Genomic DNA, 16338 nt, shown 5'->3' with positions numbered 1-16338 from the left:
GCGCACAGGAAAATAGCGAAGTAGATATGGAAAGACCATTACGTATCGGCATCATTGCCGGAGAACTGTCTGGCGACACGCTAGGTGAAGGCTTTATCAAGGCGGTAAAACAGCAATACCCAGATGCAGAGTTTGTTGGGATTGGTGGCCCTAAAATGATCGCGCAAGGCTGCAAGTCTCTGTTCGACATGGAAGAGCTAGCCGTAATGGGCTTGGTGGAAGTGCTAGGTCGCTTGCCAAGGCTGCTGAAAGTCAAAGCTGAGCTAGTGAAATACTTCACTGATAATCCGCCGGATGTCTTTGTTGGTATCGATGCGCCAGATTTCAACTTACGTGTTGAGCTAGACCTGAAAAATGCTGGCATCAAAACTGTGCATTACGTAAGCCCGTCAGTTTGGGCATGGCGTCAAAAGCGCATCTTCAAAATTGAAGCCGCGACTAACCTAGTGTTGGCATTCCTACCGTTTGAAAAAGCGTTTTACGATAAATTCAACGTGCCTTGTGAATTCATTGGTCATACATTGGCTGATTCCATTCCGCTGCAATCAGACAAAGCGCCTGCACGTGAGCTACTGGGTTTAGAGCAAGATAAGCAATGGTTAGCGGTACTTCCGGGTAGCCGTGGCAGCGAGTTGAAAATGCTCTCTCAGCCATTTATCGAAACGTGTAAGAAGTTACACCAGAAATTCCCAGATCTTGGTTTTGCCGTTGCGCTAGTAAACCAGAAACGTCGCGAACAATTCGAGCAAGCGTGGAAAGAGCATGCACCAGAGTTGGACTTCAAGCTGGTGGATGATACGGCGCGTAACGTGATTACCGCTTCCGATGCCGTGATGTTGGCGTCTGGCACCGTAGCGTTAGAGTGCATGCTGCTCAAGCGTCCAATGGTTGTGGGTTACCGTGTAAACGCGGTGACGGCTTTCCTCGCTAAGCGTTTGCTGAAAACCAAATACGTTTCGTTGCCGAACATTCTGGCCGATACTGAGCTGGTTAAAGAATATCTGCAAGATGATTGCACGCCAGACAATTTATTCGACGAAGTATCTCGCTTACTAGAGAGCGACAACCGAGAAATGTTGGATAAGTTCACTGAAATGCACCATTGGATTCGCAAAGATGCGGATCAACAAGCCGCAAACGCGGTTCTAAAACTGATTGAAAAATAGAGATTTACCATGGCTGTAAAACCAAAAACGACCAAAGCAAAAGTTGAACTACCACCGTTTGAATGCCCGCAAGGCTACCAGTTAGTTGCGGGTGTTGATGAGGTAGGGCGTGGTCCTTTGGTAGGCGATGTCGTTACCGCCGCGGTTATTTTAGACCCAAATAACCCAATTGAAGGCTTAAACGATTCGAAAAAGCTGAGTGAGAAAAAACGCCTTGCACTGCTGCCAGAAATCAAAGAGAAAGCTTTGGCATGGGCTGTAGGCCGCTGTTCTCCTGAGGAAATTGACGAGCTTAACATCCTGCAAGCGACCATGGTTGCCATGCAACGTGCGATTGCGGGTTTGAAAGTGCAGCCAGATCTTGCACTTATCGATGGTAATCGTTGCCCTGAACTACCAATGGACTCCCAAGCAGTGGTGAAAGGCGATTTGCGCGTGGCGGAAATCAGCGCGGCGTCGATCATTGCCAAAGTGGTACGTGACCAAGAAATGGAAGAGTTGGATAAACAACACCCACAGTTTGGCTTTGCTAAGCACAAAGGTTACCCAACCAAAGCGCACTTCGAAGCGATTGAGCAACACGGTGTGATCAGCGAGCACCGTAAGAGCTTCAAACCTGTGAAGAAAGCGCTCGGCATCGAAGAATAGAGCAAAGTATTAGAATGGGCGTATCGGTGTTATAAACCACGCCCGCTTTAGGTTAGAATCCCAAATAAGATTTAGTTTTACGGTACCTGTTAATGTCAGATCCCAAGTTCATTCACCTAAGAATCCACAGTGATTTCTCTATGGTGGATGGTATCAATAAAGTTCCACCGCTCGTTAAGAAAGTCGCCGAACTCGGCATGCCTGCAATGGCATTGACCGATTTCACTAACCTATGTGGTTTGGTGAAGTACTACGGCACTGCGCACGGCAGTGGTGTGAAGCCAATCATCGGTGCTGATTTCAAAATGCAATCGGATGAGTTTGGCGAGGAGCTGACGCAATTAACGCTACTAGCAGCAAACAATGAAGGTTACAAAAACCTTACGTTGCTGATTTCAAAAGCTTACCTTCGTGGTCACGTACAGCATCAACCAGTTATCGATAAAGCTTGGTTGGCAGAGTTGTCAGAAGGCTTGATTGTGCTTTCTGGTGCAAAAAACGGTGAAATCGGTAAAGCGTTACTTAAAGGTAACCGCAAAGTGGTGGAAAGCTGTGTGGCTTTCTACCAAGAGTATTTCCCAGATCGTTTCTATCTAGAACTGGTTCGTACTGGTCGTTCAGACGAAGAAACGTACCTGCATTTTGCCGTTGAGTTAGCTGAAGAAACTCAACTACCGGTTGTAGCGACCAACGAAGTCGTTTTCATCAGTGAAGACCTATTTGACGCGCACGAAATCCGTGTGGCGATTCACGATGGTTACACGCTAGAAGATCCGCGTCGTCCAAAGAACTACAGTCCAGAACAGTATTTACGTACTGAAGAGGAAATGTGTGAGCTGTTTGCCGACATTCCTGAAGCGCTGGAAAACAGTGTCGAAATTGCTAAACGCTGTAACGTGACGGTACGTCTTGGCGAATACTTCCTACCTGCCTTCCCAACCGAAGGGATGGAAGAAACCGAATTCTTGGTAATGAAATCCCGTGAAGGCTTGGAAGAGCGTCTTGAATTCTTATTCCCAGACGAAGCTGAGCGTAAAGAACGTCGACCAGAATACGATGACCGCCTGCAAATCGAACTCGATGTAATCAACCAAATGGGATTCCCTGGTTACTTCTTGATCGTAATGGAGTTTATCCAGTGGTCGAAAGACAACGCGATTCCGGTGGGGCCGGGTCGTGGTTCGGGTGCCGGTTCTTTGGTGGCATACGCACTAAAAATCACCGACCTTGATCCACTGGAATATGACCTTCTTTTCGAACGTTTCTTGAACCCAGAACGTGTCTCCATGCCCGATTTCGATGTCGACTTCTGTATGGATAAGCGTGACCAAGTAATTGACCACGTTGCGGAAATGTATGGTCGTGATGCGGTATCGCAGATCATCACTTTCGGTACCATGGCAGCAAAAGCGGTAATTCGAGATGTTGGCCGTGTACTTGGCCATCCATTTGGTTTCGTTGATCGTATTTCCAAATTGGTTCCGCCTGACCCAGGCATGACGCTAGAGAAAGCGTTTAAAGCTGAACCTGCATTGCCAGAACTTTACGACGCCGATGAAGAAGTAAAAGAGCTGATCGACAAGTGTCGTATCCTTGAAGGTTGTACACGAAATGCCGGTAAGCACGCGGGTGGTGTTGTAATCTCGCCAACCACGATCACAGACTTTGCTCCGATTTATGCCGATGCTGAAGGCCACTTCCCGGTGACACAGTTCGATAAGAACGACGTAGAAACTGCGGGTCTGGTTAAGTTTGACTTCTTGGGGCTACGTACCCTAACTATTATCGATTGGGCATTGGGACTGATTAACCCGCGCCTAGAGCGTGAAGGTAAAGAGCCAGTTCAGATTGAGTCTATCCCATTGGTGGACCCGGCATCTTTCCGACTGTTGCAAAACTCTGAAACCACCGCGGTATTCCAGCTTGAATCACGCGGTATGAAAGAGCTAATCAAACGTCTGCAACCAGACTGTTTCGAAGATATCATCGCATTGGTTGCCCTTTTCCGCCCTGGCCCGCTACAGTCGGGCATGGTAGACAACTTTATCGACCGTAAGCACGGCCGAGAAGCGATCTCTTATCCTGATGAAAAGTGGCAACATGAATCGCTAAAAGAAATTCTCGATCCAACTTACGGCATCATTCTGTATCAGGAACAGGTAATGCAGATCGCACAGGTACTGTCTGGCTACACCCTTGGTGGTGCGGACATGCTTCGTCGTGCGATGGGTAAGAAAAAGCCGGAAGAGATGGCGAAGCAGCGTGCTACCTTCGAAGAGGGCGCAGTTGCTAACGGCGTCGATGGCGAATTGGCGATGAAGATCTTCGACTTGGTAGAAAAATTCGCGGGTTACGGCTTTAACAAATCACACTCTGCTGCTTATGCGTTGGTTTCTTACCAAACGTTATGGTTAAAAACGCACTATCCTGCAGAATTTATGGCAGCGGTGATGACCGCCGATATGGATAACACCGAAAAGGTCGTTGGTCTTGTGGACGAGTGTTTCCGCATGAAACTGACCGTCTTGCCACCTGATATTAACTCGGGCTTATATCGCTTTAACGTGGATGAAAATGGCGCAATTGTTTATGGTATCGGTGCGATAAAAGGCGTGGGTGAAGGCCCCATTGATGCGATATTAGAAGCGCGTAATAAAGGCGGTCACTTCATCGACTTATTTGACTTCTGTGCACGCATCGATCTGAAAAAGGTCAACAAACGTGTTATCGAAAAACTGATTTATGCTGGAGCGCTAGATAGGCTAGGCCCACACCGAGCAGCGTTGATGGCCTCGCTCAATGACGCAGTAAAAGCGGCAAGCCAACACCACCAAGCTGAAGCATTTGGTCAAACCGACATGTTCGGTGTACTGACTGATGCGCCGGAAGAAGTAGAACATAAATATACTCAGGTGCCAGCTTGGCCTGAGAAAGTATGGTTAGAGGGTGAACGTGAGACGCTCGGTTTATATTTGACCGGGCACCCAGTTAACGCATACATAAAGGAACTAAATAAGTACGTTAGTTGTCGACTAAAAGACGCCACTCCAACTCGCCGTGATCAATCCGTGACCGTGGCGGGCTTGGTAATTGCAGCTCGCGTAATGACAACTAAACGTGGTACGCGCATCGGTTTGATGACTTTGGATGATCGAAGTGGTCGAATGGAGGTGATGTTGTTCTCAGATGCGCTTGATAGATATGCGGAACTTCTCGAAAAAGATAAAATTTTGGTCGTTTCTGGACAGGTCAGCTTTGATGACTTCAATGGTGGCCTTAAAATGTCGGCGCGTGAAGTTATGGATCTCGGCAGTGCTCGTGAAAAGTATGCACGAGGTTTGTCAGTATCAATTGATGCTCAGCAGGTAAATGACAAATTCTTTGAGCAATTTACTCGTATTCTAGAGCCACATAAAGCCGGGACCGTACCTGTCAATGTATACTATCAGCGTGCCGACGCCAGAGCGCGGTTAACTTTGGGCACCGAGTGGCGAGTAACGCCAAGTGATACATTACTCGATGATTTAAAACAGTTGCTTGGCAAAGGCCAGGTAGAACTCGAATTTAACTAAAAAAATTCAGCGCAATATGTAAGACGTTGAGTAAAAAAGGATTCATAGATGAGCCTAAACTTTCTTGAATTTGAAAAGCCAATCGCAGAACTAGAAGCGAAAATTGAAGCACTACGTGACGTATCTCGTCATGGTGGTGATTCTGCGGTTGACCTTGATAAAGAAATCGAACAGCTTGAGAAAAAGAGCCTAGAACTGAAGAAGAAAACCTTCAGCAACTTAGGTGCATGGGAAACGGCTCAACTGGCTCGTCACCCTTTACGTCCATACACATTAGATTACATCAAGCACGCATTTGATGAATTTGATGAGCTAGCGGGTGACCGTGCGTTCGCAGACGACAAAGCAATTGTTGGCGGTATTGCACGCCTTGAAGGTCGTCCAGTGATGATCATCGGTCACCAAAAAGGTCGTGAAACTAAAGAGAAAGTGAAGCGTAACTTCGGTATGCCTAAACCAGAAGGTTACCGTAAAGCACTGCGTTTGATGGAAATGGCTGAGCGTTTCAACATGCCAATCATCACTTTTATCGACACAGCAGGTGCGTACCCAGGTGTTGGCGCGGAAGAGCGTGGCCAATCTGAAGCGATCGCAACCAACCTTAAAGTGATGTCTGGTCTTAAAGTGCCAGTGATTTGTAACGTTGTTGGTGAAGGCGGTTCTGGTGGTGCACTAGCAATTGGTGTTGGCGACTACGTGAACATGCTTCAGTACTCTACGTACTCAGTAATCTCTCCAGAAGGTTGTGCCTCAATCCTATGGCGTGATTCAGACAAAGCACCTCAAGCGGCAGACGCAATGGGTCTAACAGCACCACGTCTAAAAGAACTTGAGCTTATCGATGAAATCATCGAAGAGCCACTAGGTGGCGCACACCGCGATCATGTTCAAATGGCTGCAAACATGAAAGCAAATCTACTTCGTCAGCTAGAAGATCTTGAGCAACTAGACCAGGAAACGCTACTTGAGCGCCGTTACCAGCGTCTAATGAACTACGGTTACTGCTAATTACAGCTGTTGCTAGGCGCTAGCTGATCTCTCGTAAGATAACAGATAAAATAGAAAGGGTTGGGCAAACGTCCAGCCCTTTTTTTGTTTCTACTGGATGGCTTATGGAATCGCTTTATTCGCAATTTACTCAAGTTCTCGACCGCTACTACCAATCAGGCTCCAAGATTGTCTTGGCGTTTAGTGGTGGAGTGGATTCGCGTCTGTTGCTGGAACTGCTTAGTCGTTATCAGCAAGTGAATTCTACAGGTAATAACCCAATCAAATGCCACGCCGTATACGTGCATCACGGTTTGAGCTCGAACGCAGACGACTGGGCAGACAAATGTTTAATGTGGGCTGAGCAGGTAGGAATCACGTGTTCTGTTGAGCAAGTGAGCTTAGACATTAACAGTGGCGATAGTATTGAGTTGTTGGCTCGTGAAGCGCGCTATCAAGTGTTGTCTAAGCATATCCAAGCGGGTGACTTATTGCTGACTGGACAACATGCTGATGACCAAGTGGAAACCTTCTTACTAGCACTTAAACGCGGTAGTGGCCCGAAAGGTTTATCTTCGATGGCAGAGAGTATGCCTTTCGCTGGTGGTATGTTGGTTCGCCCACTATTGGCAATTAAGCGTGAGCAAATCGAAGCTGCAGCGAAGGAAGAAGGCCTAGATTGGGTGGAAGACGAGAGTAATCAAGATACGCGTTACGATCGCAATTTCCTTCGACACCGTATTGTTCCAGACCTCTCTGAACGTTGGCCGAGTATTCATCAAGCAGTGCAGCGGAGTGCTAGCTTGTGCGCTCAGCAAGAAGCCTTGTTGGATGAGCTGCTTGGCGCGGTGTTTGAACGTGCTCTGCAAAGCGATCTGAGCTTGAGCATTGATGAGCTAGTCACCCACAGTGACCTTGCACGGGCACGATTAATCCGGATGTGGTTAGCGAAGTTGAATGCAAACATGCCAACTCAAGTGCAACTCAATTTAATTTGGAATGAAGTCGGATTGGCACAGCAAGATGCCAATCCTAAGCTGCAACTTAAGCAGGGTGAAGTTCGCCGTTTTCAAAATCGCCTTTATTGGGTAACTGAAACTGCCGATGTCACGACGTGGCAGAGTGACATTCAAACCGATACGGCGTTGGTATTGCCTGAGCGACTCGGAGAGCTCACTTTGAATACCAGTTCAGAACAAGCCACCATTGCCTTACCGCCTCAGCCAGAGCTTCTGAGGGTGACGTTTAATCCCGAAGGATTATCAGCGCACCCAACCACACGCAATCACAGCCGCAAGCTCAAGAAGCTGTTTCAAGAGTACAATGTACCGAGTTGGTTACGTCGTCAAATACCAATTTTGATGTATCAAAACCAAGTAGTAGCCGTTGCTGGTTTATTTGTTGATCGAGCTTTTAGCGGTCAAGATTGTGAGCTGATATGGCGCAAGTCGTTGTAATTCATGTCACAATGCCAATGAATACTTAAAAAATACCCCGATAGAAGTTGCCTCTGCTTTGTGCAGATGTTCCGCAATCTGAAGGCAAGCGTATATTGGTGGTTAATAACAAATGATTAGGTGAAGCAATGAAGAAAATGATGGTAGGGGCAGTGGTTGCCTTGGGTATGTTAAGTGGACAAGTATTGGCTGCAGGTGACGTGGCAGCAGGACAAGCTAAAGCGGCAGTGTGTGCGGCATGTCATGGTGCAGATGGTATCGCTGTGATTCCAGGTTACCCGAATCTGAAAGGCCAAAATGAGCAGTACATCGCCACGTCCATAAAGGCTTACAAACAAGGCCAGCGTACAGGCGGTTTAGCTCCAGTTATGCAGGCACAAGCAAACTTGCTGTCTGACGAAGATATCGCAAACTTAGCGGCGTTTTATGCAAGTTTGAAGTAAATGCGGTTTTAAATAGACTCAGCGAAATATTCAAATCAAGTCAGAGCCAACACTCTGGCTTTTTCTTTTAGGGCGTACGGGCTTGCTGACTTCGTGATTTTGTTACATTCTTCATCAAATAAAATCCATCAGTATCAGGATTTTCAGTTGCTTGGTAACAACAAGGATTGAATGTTGTGAGGCGCTAACCGATAATATGCGCAAACGATTGAAGCTTAAGGGATGAACATGAAAAAGATTGAAGCGATTATCAAGCCATTCAAATTGGATGATGTTCGAGAAGCATTGGCTGAAGTAGGCATTACAGGGATGACCGTCTCTGAAGTGAAAGGTTTTGGTCGCCAGAAAGGTCACACAGAATTGTACCGCGGTGCGGAGTACATGGTGGATTTCCTTCCTAAAGTGAAGTTAGAAATCGTTGTGACGGAAGACGTTGCAGACAAGTGTGTAGAAACCATCATCGAAACAGCGCAAACTGGTAAGATCGGTGACGGTAAGATCTTCGTAACTGATATCGAGCGTGTCGTACGTATTCGTACTGGTGAAGAAGACGAAGACGCAATCTAAGTTCATAGTGCGATTTCTTTTCGAAATATGATTAAACTAAAAGGGAGCCTTGGGCTCCTTTTTTGTTGTCAGCTCAGGTGTTGTCATGCTTAAACGTTTTATTGCTATTCTTATCTTTCTTGGTTTATCAGTATTACTCGCTTTTCAGTGGGTGTTTACCGTTTCGGAACAGCCGCAGCTTATCTCTCAATCGGGAGAAAACGTAACTCAAACGGTAAAATGTGTCGACTTTGATACTCCTCAAGCGATTGATAATGAGGGAGTATTAAACATTTTGGTTTGGAATATCTACAAGCAGAATAAGCCGAGTTGGGAAGTTGCTCTAAATCATCTATCGCAGCAGAGTCAATTACTGTTATTGCAAGAAGCCAGTCTAACGAGCGAGCTGAAGCGTTGGCTGATTGATGGTCAGTGGATCAGTAACCAAGTGTCAGCGTTTAAGGCCCTGGGCAGCGATGCAGGTGTCATTAGTATTGCTCATAAAGCGCCAATTCGAGCTTGTGCTTATACATCTAAAGAGCCATGGCTACGTTTGCCTAAATCTGCACTTTATAGTGAATACCAGCTAAGTAATGGTCAGCAACTGGCGGTTATCAATATTCATGCTATCAACTTTACAGTGGGCACGGATGAATATTTGTCTCAGTTGGCAACGCTAGAAAAGGCGTTGAAAGCGCACCAAGGTCCAATCATTTTTGCGGGGGATTTTAATAGCTGGAGTGCAGAGAGGGTTTCGGCAATGAAAGTCGCATTGGCAGATATCGACCTCAAAGAAGTTCGGTTTTCACCCGATCAGCGTACCCAGTTTATTACAGGCTTACCGCTTGACCATGTGTTTTATCGAGGTTTAAAGCTAAAATACTCAAAAGCGCCGCTGAGCGACGCTTCTGATCATAATCCATTGTTGGTGTCGTTTTCACTTCTCAATTGAAAAGCGAGTTACACCACGACAATGTATAGTGCCCAAATTACGTAAAACGCGACCCATGGTAGACTTGCAATCACAAGAGCCTGACCGCGTTCAAACTCTGTCCAAGTCAGGACGGCACCGTAACCAAGTACGATGTACCAAGGCAGAAGTAACGGCAATGAGCTAGCAAAGTGAGACCATTCGCTGGTCAACGGCAACTTCAACAAACCGTTTAGGCTGTTAAGGTCGGCTGCGTACGTCATTACTTGACCATGCTTAAGGAGCAGGCTCGCATAGCTTGCAATGTCCCCTAGTACTGCTGGGAAAAGTATTGCACTTGATGCGGCAAACCACTTCCAGTAACCGTATTGCTGCTTACTCGCTTTGGTTGCAAGGAAAAACCATAGAGCTAACAACAATAATGTTGCAAAGCGATTGAATACATCATTGATGATGGCACTAGCCATAAGCGTATTTGGTTCAAGCAACTCGACCTGTGTAGGGTCAATTTGCTGGAACTGAATAGAAAGTTGCTCACTTAGCCAAGTAAAGTCAACATTCGAAAAGTAGGCTCCCCAGAATAAAAATGGGCTAATCATCAGAACAATAAAAGGTTGCCAGCCCCAACCGCCACGTTGGTAAAGAGCTAAGAAACAAGCTGTTGGTGCTCGAAAGATATCCAACAACATTACGAGAGGGTTACTGGAGGAATTCATACGCTCACCTTCGTTACATCAACGTACAACTTGAGCTTCTGTCCTGGCTTCAAGTACTTCTGTTTTTGTAGAGAGTTCCATTTCACAATGTCATTACTCTTTACTTTAAATTTGCTGGCAATGCCACTAATGGTATCGCCGGAACGCACTTGGTAGAACACGGTACGAATCACAGCGCCTTGATCACCACTTTTCCATATCACCAGTTTCTGTCCAACACGTAAGGTATCTCTTGGGCCCATACCATTCCATTTTGCCAGAGATTGGTGCGATACCTTATTTGCTCGTGCGATAGACCATAAGCTTTCTCCTGATTGCACTACATGAGTCAGTTTATACTTACCGCGAGCTTTGGCTTGCGTTTTAGACAAGCGATTTTGGGCTGAAAGAACGTAACTATTTTCGTCCTTAGTTGATGTTGGGATCATCAAGTGTTGACCAACACGAATGTTATTATTGCTCATTCCATTCGCGCGACGAATCACCTTGGTTGTGGTGCTGTACTTTTGAGCGAGTACGCTAAGGGAGTCACCTGACTTCACTTTATAGCGGACCACTTTCATCCCTTTTCCACGGTTCTTATCGACATCTTCTAAAAATGCCGTTTTCTTCTCGATAGGGATAAGAAGTTGGTGCGGACCTTCAGGAGCAGTAGACCATTGGTTGTAGGCAGGGTTGTAGCTTTGCAACTCTTTTACACTGATATCTGCGTACTTGGCTGCGATGGCTAAATCGAGCTGCTCTTTTGGGTCAACAAGAGCCAAGACCGGCTTATTGGCGATAGGTGGGATCTCGATGCCGTACTTGTCTTGGTTCGCAATAATATCTGCAAGCGCAAGCAGTTTTGGTACGTAACTACTGGTTTCTTTCGGTAAATCTAGAGAGAAAAAGTCCGTTGGCTTGCCCAGTTTCTTATTTTTTCGAATAGCGCTGTTTACACGTCCACCGCCACTGTTGTAAGCAGCAATCGCGTGATTCCAGTTGCCGTCGAAGCGCTGGTTTAGTTTAACAAGGTATTCCAACGCAGCATCGGTAGATGCGTCCACGTCACGACGGCCGTCATACCAAAAGTTTTGCTCTAGGCCCATCATTTTTCCTGTGCCAGGAACAAACTGCCAAAGGCCAGCAGCACTGCCGTGTGAATAGGCAAATGCATCAAATGAGCTTTCGACTACTGGTAGAAGCGCAAGCTCCAGCGGTAAATTACGAGCCTCGATTTTTTCTGTAATGAGATACAAAAACGGTTCTGCTCGTTGAGATACAGTACGTAGATGCCCTGGGTGTTTCAGGTACCAAGTTCGGTAGTAGTCGATTTTTTTACTTTGAGGAATGTCCATCTCAAGTTGCATGCCGATACGACGCCATACATCTTGTTGCTCTTGGGGAGTGATAACTTTAGGTGCAGCTTTTTCCTCAGGTTCAACCTTTTGTTGACTATTGGCAACCTGCTGGGAGTCTGTTGCTTGTGTTTTGTTGGTTTCAGGTGTCGATGTGGTAGTCGAGTCTGACTGAGTTAGTTGACAGCCAGATAGTAATACCGCCAACACCCAACTGTACTTCAAACGCATGGATTCAGCCTATTTAGGGCCTGTTTATCTTCTCCTGCCTGTCGCGCAGCTTCTGTACGTGGCAGTCACAAGATAATAGACAATTTATTACTTACAAATGGATGAGAAGGTCTCACCTATGCATTGGAGCGAATTGCAATGATATGCGCTCCCTCCAAAACAATAGAAGCGCACAAGGCGCTTCTCAAACAGCAGATGATAATACTTGCGTTTTTGGAGGTTACAAGCAGAAAAAGGTTAAAACTCGTTCTTCCACTCACGTAAAGCTGTAAAAACCGAGACTGGATCGCTATTTTCAATGCGATTGGCGACTGATTTAACCACTTCAGGATTGTTTGTACGCAAGAATGGGTTGATCCATTTTTCTCTACGTAGTGTGGTTGGAAGCGTCGGTATATTAAGTGCGCGTAGGCGGTTTACATCATCTCTGTATTGGCGCAACTGCTCGTTGTCTGGCTCGACGGCGAGTGCAAATGCCACGTTACTTGCAGTGTACTCATGAGCACAAAAAACTTCCGTTTCTTCAGGAAGAGCAGCGATTTTACTCAAAGACTCAAACATTTGTGCTGGAGAACCTTCAAATATACGCCCACAACCTGCAGAAAATAGCACGTCACCACAGAACAATTTGCTGTCACCTACATAACCAATGTGGCCCAAAGTGTGGCCAGGTAAGCCAAGCACCATGAAAATTTCACCAAACAGGTCGAGTTTGTCGCCTTCTTCCATGGCGTTGGTTAAGGTTGGAATCGGTTCTGCTTTCGGGCCCACAACAGAAACGTCAGGAAAAGCACGAACTAAATCTGGAACGCCACCAATGTGATCGTTGTGGTGGTGTGTAATTAAGATCGCTTCTAAAGTTAATTCATTAGCCTGCAAATATTCTAATACTGGCTTAGCATCGCCCGGATCGACCACAGCACAACGCTTGTCGCTATTTTGTATCAGCCAGATGTAATTATCATTAAATGCGGGTATGCTTTTGATCTCTAACACGATTCGTTCTCCGTCACCCTTTTAATAGTCAGGTGGTTAATGAAACCAGCACTCAGCAACAAAACTATACAGTACCCGTCGACTTGGTCAGAGATGAACAATGGGCCGTGGGTACTTGAGTCAATCCAAACCCGACTTGATGAATGGTGTCCGAAGTTGTTCGGTTACCACATGCTGAAATTGGGTGGCTTGAGCTGTGAGCTAACCAGCTGTAGTTGTAACATTCAACACCAAGTCAACGTAGATATCCAGAACCCGTTGCATAATGTCATCGCAGATGGTTACGAATTGCCCTTTTTAGAAAAAAGCTTTGATGTTGTCGTGCTTGCTCATCAGCTTGACTATGCAAGTGATCCCCATCGACTGCTACGTGAAGTTGATCGCGTCATGATGGATGATGGTTATCTTATTATTACGGGTTTTAATCCGATCAGTCTCACTGGCTTAGCAAGTTTACTGCCTTGGCGAAGAAATAATTTGCCGTGGAGTGGGCGTATGTTCACTACAAACCGCATCAAAGACTGGCTGGGCGTACTGAACTATCAAGTGATTCATTGTGATCGTTACGCACTGTTTCCAATGACGCGTTACAAAACCATGTGGACTTGGCTAGAGAACAGTTTAGGTGATTGGGCATCACCAGCGGGAAGTTTGTATTACATCGTCGCTCGTAAACGAACGTACCCTCTCAAACCTATCAAGCCACATTGGCGCTTGAAGAGAAAGCTAACACCACTAGGTGTGATGAACAGAGAGGGCAGTGCAGTGAAAAAGGTATCCAGTAGCAAAAACTAAGACGCTTGGTAACCCGTATCTTCTTCAGTTGGGTTCTCAGCGGCTGTACGTGCTAACTCATCACAGATTTCATTCTCTCGATGACCTGCGTGGCCCTTCACCCAATGCCAATCAACTTGATGGCGAGCAGTTTCTTTGTCCAGAGCTTGCCATAAGTCGGCATTCTTCACTGGTTTTTTATCTGCCGTTTTCCAACCACGTTTTTTCCAGTTGTGAATCCATTGCGTAATACCTTGACGCACGTACTGGCTGTCCGTTGTTAACGTCACTTGGCATGGCTCTTTTAACGTTTGCAGTGCTACCACTGCAGCCAACATTTCCATGCGGTTATTGGTTGTCAGAGTGTAGCCTTTCGCTAGGGTCTTTTCCGTTTGTTTGTAACGCAGAACAATGCCGTAACCACCTGGTCCCGGATTGCCTAAACAAGATCCGTCAGTGAAAATCTCAACGTGTTTGGTCATATTTTTGGTACTATTAGCCGAAACATTTAATAAAGCATAGTCTGACACACATAACCTTATGAATACCAGCAGCAATTCTGAACATAATCGTATTGTCGTACTCGATACTGAAACCACGGGTATGAACCTCGAGGGCGGCCCGCACTACATGGGTCACCGTATTATCGAGATCGGTGCCGTAGAAATCATCAACCGTAAGCTGACTGGTCGTCACTTCCACGTTTACTTAAAACCGGACCGTGAAATTCAGCCTGACGCGATTGAGGTTCACGGTATTACGGATGAGTTCCTCGTCGACAAGCCTGACTATGCGAATGTCCACCAAGAGTTTTTAGATTTCATCAAAGGTGCCGAGCTGGTTGCCCACAACGCGCCCTTCGATACCGGCTTTATGGATTACGAGTTTGAAATGCTCGATCCAACCATCGGTAAAACGGATGATTTCTGTAAGGTGACCGATACCCTTGCCATGGCGAAGAAAATCTTCCCGGGCAAGCGAAATAACCTTGACGTACTGTGTGAACGTTACGGCATTGATAACTCACACCGTACGCTCCACGGGGCATTGCTCGATGCGGAGATTCTAGCCGACGTTTACCTACTGATGACCGGTGGACAAACAAGTCTAGAATTCAATGCCAACAAAAGCGATGGTGGCACAGAAGGCATTCGTCGTGTTGAAGGAAGAAAAGCGCTAAAGGTTTTGCGTGCAACTGCCGATGAAGTAGAAGCGCACCAGAAAAGACTAGAACTGGTGAACGATAGTATTTGGCAGTAATAGGGAGAGACTATGTTGAGGGCTTTGTCCGTCGCTATTTTAGCGTTCTGGAGTTGTTTCGCTTTTGCAAATGAGTCCGTCATGTCTTTGTTAGATAACCGCTTTCGTGTCGATCCAAGTATCGAGCAGATTACCTTTTTGGTTTATCGTGAACAAAGTTCTCAACCAGTTGTGTTAGTTCGCCCTGATGGTAAAAAATACTATTCATGGGGTGAGTATGACAATGTTCGTTGGTATCAAGAACCCTCTCTCGACATCATTTCTATTGATAAACCGATGTCCGGTCCTTGGCAGGCCGTCGGTAAAGTCACGCCTAAAAACAACATTCGCTTAATCTCACACCTAAAGCTCACTACAGACACTTTTCCAAATCGTTTATATCAAAGTGAAGCGCTTAAGTTTACGGCTCGCCTGACTTCCGATGATAAGTTATTGGCTTTGCGTGATTTCTTAGACCGCGTCAATTTGCGCGTGACACTGACCAAATATGTGGAAAATGAAGATGAGTTGATTAAAGAAGCTCGTCCTGTACCTATTGTCATCGGTGAGTTTGCCGATGATGGACATAACCTTGATGAAAAAGCCGCAGATGGTGTGTTTACCGTGCAGTTACCCATTGATGTTGCTCCCGGAAAATATCGAGCGCGCATTACCTCTGGCAACGGCGTATTTTTGCGTGCACAAGAACAGATCGTTCTTGTCTATCCAACACCCGTTTCCAAGACTTTTATTCAATCCCGTGATGCGAACAAAGCCCATCAACTCGTCGTGCGAGGGGAGCAAGGCATGGTTCTGCCGGGGTCACTCGCGGTAAGTGTTGAGCAAATTGCACCTGATGGCTTTACTACTTTTAGTCAGGGTGTGGTTAGTGCGGATGGCTTAACCACGACCCTAACGATGGATAACGACCCTGAGATAGGAAAGTACTCATGGAAAGGTGGGATCTTCGCGACGGATTTTGCTACAGAGAGAGCGTTAGTATTTCCTATTAACGAGCAGTCGTTTAGCGTGGTAGAAGAAGTTGATATAGAAGCAGCACGTTTGGCGAAAGAGGCCGAGCTAGAGCAACAACGTAAGATTAAGCTCGAAAAGCAATTGATTGCCCAGCGGGAAGCCGATCGTAAGCGCAGCATGATAATTATTGCCGTAGCAACGTGATTGCCATAATTTTGGGGTTAATTGTTTGGTTTGTGTGGCGTAAACTGAAAGCGAAACGAGATGCAATGCCAGAAATGCAGCTGGAAGTACCTAAGAAGTAGGGCGAAAGAAATATT

General features: G+C 46.2%; 14 protein-coding genes and 1 pseudogene. 11 read left to right on the top strand and 4 right to left on the bottom strand.

Annotated elements, in window-relative coordinates; translation table 11 throughout:
• Positions 1 to 26 precede the first annotated feature (26 nt).
• The 8 genes from lpxB (at position 27) to B853_RS11035 (ending at position 9771) form a co-directional block, all read left to right on the top strand.
• A complete protein-coding gene (lpxB, locus tag B853_RS11070) occupies positions 27 to 1166 on the top strand; it encodes a lipid-A-disaccharide synthase (RefSeq protein WP_038882874.1) in 1140 nt (379 codons plus the stop codon).
• Positions 1167 to 1175: 9 nt separating this feature from the next.
• Positions 1176 to 1814 carry a ribonuclease HII gene (gene rnhB / locus B853_RS11065; protein ID WP_038882875.1) on the top strand — a complete coding sequence of 213 codons (639 nt, stop codon included), beginning with the start codon at positions 1176 to 1178 and terminating at the stop codon, positions 1812 to 1814.
• A gap of 92 nt (positions 1815 to 1906) precedes the next feature.
• The gene (gene dnaE / locus B853_RS11060) at positions 1907 to 5386 is read left to right on the top strand and encodes a DNA polymerase III subunit alpha (protein ID WP_038882876.1); all 3480 of its coding nucleotides are present in this window, start codon (positions 1907 to 1909) and stop codon (positions 5384 to 5386) included.
• Between the two features lie 48 nt (positions 5387 to 5434).
• Entirely contained in the window at positions 5435 to 6394 is a 960-nt protein-coding gene (accA, locus tag B853_RS11055) for an acetyl-CoA carboxylase carboxyl transferase subunit alpha (RefSeq protein WP_010449724.1), read from the top strand.
• Between the two features lie 104 nt (positions 6395 to 6498).
• Entirely contained in the window at positions 6499 to 7830 is a 1332-nt protein-coding gene (tilS, locus tag B853_RS11050) for a tRNA lysidine(34) synthetase TilS (RefSeq protein WP_038882877.1), read from the top strand.
• 128 nt (positions 7831 to 7958) lie between these two features.
• Positions 7959 to 8273 carry a c-type cytochrome gene (locus B853_RS11045; RefSeq protein ID WP_010449720.1) on the top strand — a complete coding sequence of 105 codons (315 nt, stop codon included), beginning with the start codon at positions 7959 to 7961 and terminating at the stop codon, positions 8271 to 8273.
• Between the two features lie 228 nt (positions 8274 to 8501).
• Positions 8502 to 8840, top strand: a complete 339-nt coding sequence (gene glnB / locus B853_RS11040; protein WP_005380372.1) for a nitrogen regulatory protein P-II — start codon at positions 8502 to 8504, stop codon at positions 8838 to 8840.
• 85 nt (positions 8841 to 8925) lie between these two features.
• A complete protein-coding gene (locus B853_RS11035; RefSeq protein ID WP_038882878.1) occupies positions 8926 to 9771 on the top strand; it encodes an endonuclease/exonuclease/phosphatase family protein in 846 nt (281 codons plus the stop codon).
• Positions 9772 to 9779: 8 nt separating this feature from the next.
• Here the strand turns inward: B853_RS11035 and B853_RS11030 are convergent, their stop codons facing one another.
• The 3 genes from B853_RS11030 to gloB all read right to left on the bottom strand — a co-directional run bounded on the left by B853_RS11030 (position 9780) and on the right by gloB (position 13030).
• Complete coding sequence (locus B853_RS11030) at positions 9780 to 10466, bottom strand: YIP1 family protein (protein ID WP_010449712.1); 687 nt, start codon at positions 10464 to 10466, stop codon at positions 9780 to 9782.
• Positions 10463 to 12034, bottom strand: a complete 1572-nt coding sequence (locus B853_RS11025) for a LysM peptidoglycan-binding domain-containing protein (RefSeq protein ID WP_038882879.1) — start codon at positions 12032 to 12034, stop codon at positions 10463 to 10465. Before B853_RS11025 ends, B853_RS11030 begins: the two co-directional genes overlap by 4 nt.
• 237 nt (positions 12035 to 12271) lie before the next feature.
• Positions 12272 to 13030 (bottom strand): hydroxyacylglutathione hydrolase, encoded by a 759-nt coding sequence (gloB, locus tag B853_RS11020; protein ID WP_010449709.1) that lies wholly within the window; start codon positions 13028 to 13030, stop codon positions 12272 to 12274.
• Positions 13031 to 13069: 39 nt separating this feature from the next.
• Between gloB and B853_RS11015 the strand changes: the two genes are divergently transcribed.
• Complete coding sequence (locus B853_RS11015) at positions 13070 to 13825, top strand: class I SAM-dependent methyltransferase (protein WP_010449707.1); 756 nt, start codon at positions 13070 to 13072, stop codon at positions 13823 to 13825.
• On the opposite strand, the gene rnhA is transcribed toward B853_RS11015, so the two are convergent.
• Positions 13822 to 14286: a ribonuclease HI gene (rnhA, locus tag B853_RS11010; protein WP_005436823.1), complete on the bottom strand. Its 465-nt coding sequence runs from the start codon at positions 14284 to 14286 to the stop codon at positions 13822 to 13824. The genes B853_RS11015 and rnhA overlap by 4 nt on opposite strands.
• Positions 14287 to 14344: 58 nt before the next feature.
• Here rnhA and dnaQ point away from each other — a divergent pair, with 58 nt between their 5' ends.
• Both dnaQ and B853_RS11000 read left to right on the top strand, forming a co-directional pair.
• On the top strand, positions 14345 to 15064 hold the full coding sequence (dnaQ, locus tag B853_RS11005; RefSeq protein WP_038882880.1) for a DNA polymerase III subunit epsilon: 720 nt from the start codon (positions 14345 to 14347) through the stop codon (positions 15062 to 15064).
• Between the two features lie 12 nt (positions 15065 to 15076).
• A pseudogene (locus B853_RS11000) lies at positions 15077 to 16323 on the top strand (TIGR03503 family protein).
• Positions 16324 to 16338 lie beyond the last annotated feature (15 nt).

The sequence above is a fragment of the Vibrio rotiferianus CAIM 577 = LMG 21460 genome, from assembly GCF_002741985.1.
GTDB lineage: Bacteria > Pseudomonadota > Gammaproteobacteria > Enterobacterales > Vibrionaceae > Vibrio > Vibrio rotiferianus.
The sequence above is the reverse complement of the archived record's forward strand: the minus strand, read 5'-3'. Positions and strand labels throughout refer to the sequence as shown.

Excerpts from the sequence above, each read along its gene's own strand:
- tilS (WP_038882877.1), top strand. The coding sequence starts at position 6,499 with ATGGAATCGCTTTATTCGCAATTTACTCAAGTTCTCGACCGCTACTAC.
- dnaQ (WP_038882880.1), top strand. The coding sequence starts at position 14,345 with ATGAATACCAGCAGCAATTCTGAACATAATCGTATTGTCGTACTCGAT.
- dnaE (WP_038882876.1), top strand. The coding sequence starts at position 1,907 with ATGTCAGATCCCAAGTTCATTCACCTAAGAATCCACAGTGATTTCTCT.
- B853_RS11025 (WP_038882879.1), bottom strand. The coding sequence starts at position 12,034 with ATGCGTTTGAAGTACAGTTGGGTGTTGGCGGTATTACTATCTGGCTGT.
- glnB (WP_005380372.1), top strand. The coding sequence starts at position 8,502 with ATGAAAAAGATTGAAGCGATTATCAAGCCATTCAAATTGGATGATGTT.
- B853_RS11035 (WP_038882878.1), top strand. The coding sequence starts at position 8,926 with ATGCTTAAACGTTTTATTGCTATTCTTATCTTTCTTGGTTTATCAGTA.
- B853_RS11015 (WP_010449707.1), top strand. The coding sequence starts at position 13,070 with ATGAAACCAGCACTCAGCAACAAAACTATACAGTACCCGTCGACTTGG.
- rnhB (WP_038882875.1), top strand. The coding sequence starts at position 1,176 with ATGGCTGTAAAACCAAAAACGACCAAAGCAAAAGTTGAACTACCACCG.
- B853_RS11030 (WP_010449712.1), bottom strand. The coding sequence starts at position 10,466 with ATGAATTCCTCCAGTAACCCTCTCGTAATGTTGTTGGATATCTTTCGA.
- accA (WP_010449724.1), top strand. The coding sequence starts at position 5,435 with ATGAGCCTAAACTTTCTTGAATTTGAAAAGCCAATCGCAGAACTAGAA.
- B853_RS11045 (WP_010449720.1), top strand. The coding sequence starts at position 7,959 with ATGAAGAAAATGATGGTAGGGGCAGTGGTTGCCTTGGGTATGTTAAGT.
- lpxB (WP_038882874.1), top strand. The coding sequence starts at position 27 with ATGGAAAGACCATTACGTATCGGCATCATTGCCGGAGAACTGTCTGGC.
- rnhA (WP_005436823.1), bottom strand. The coding sequence starts at position 14,286 with ATGACCAAACACGTTGAGATTTTCACTGACGGATCTTGTTTAGGCAAT.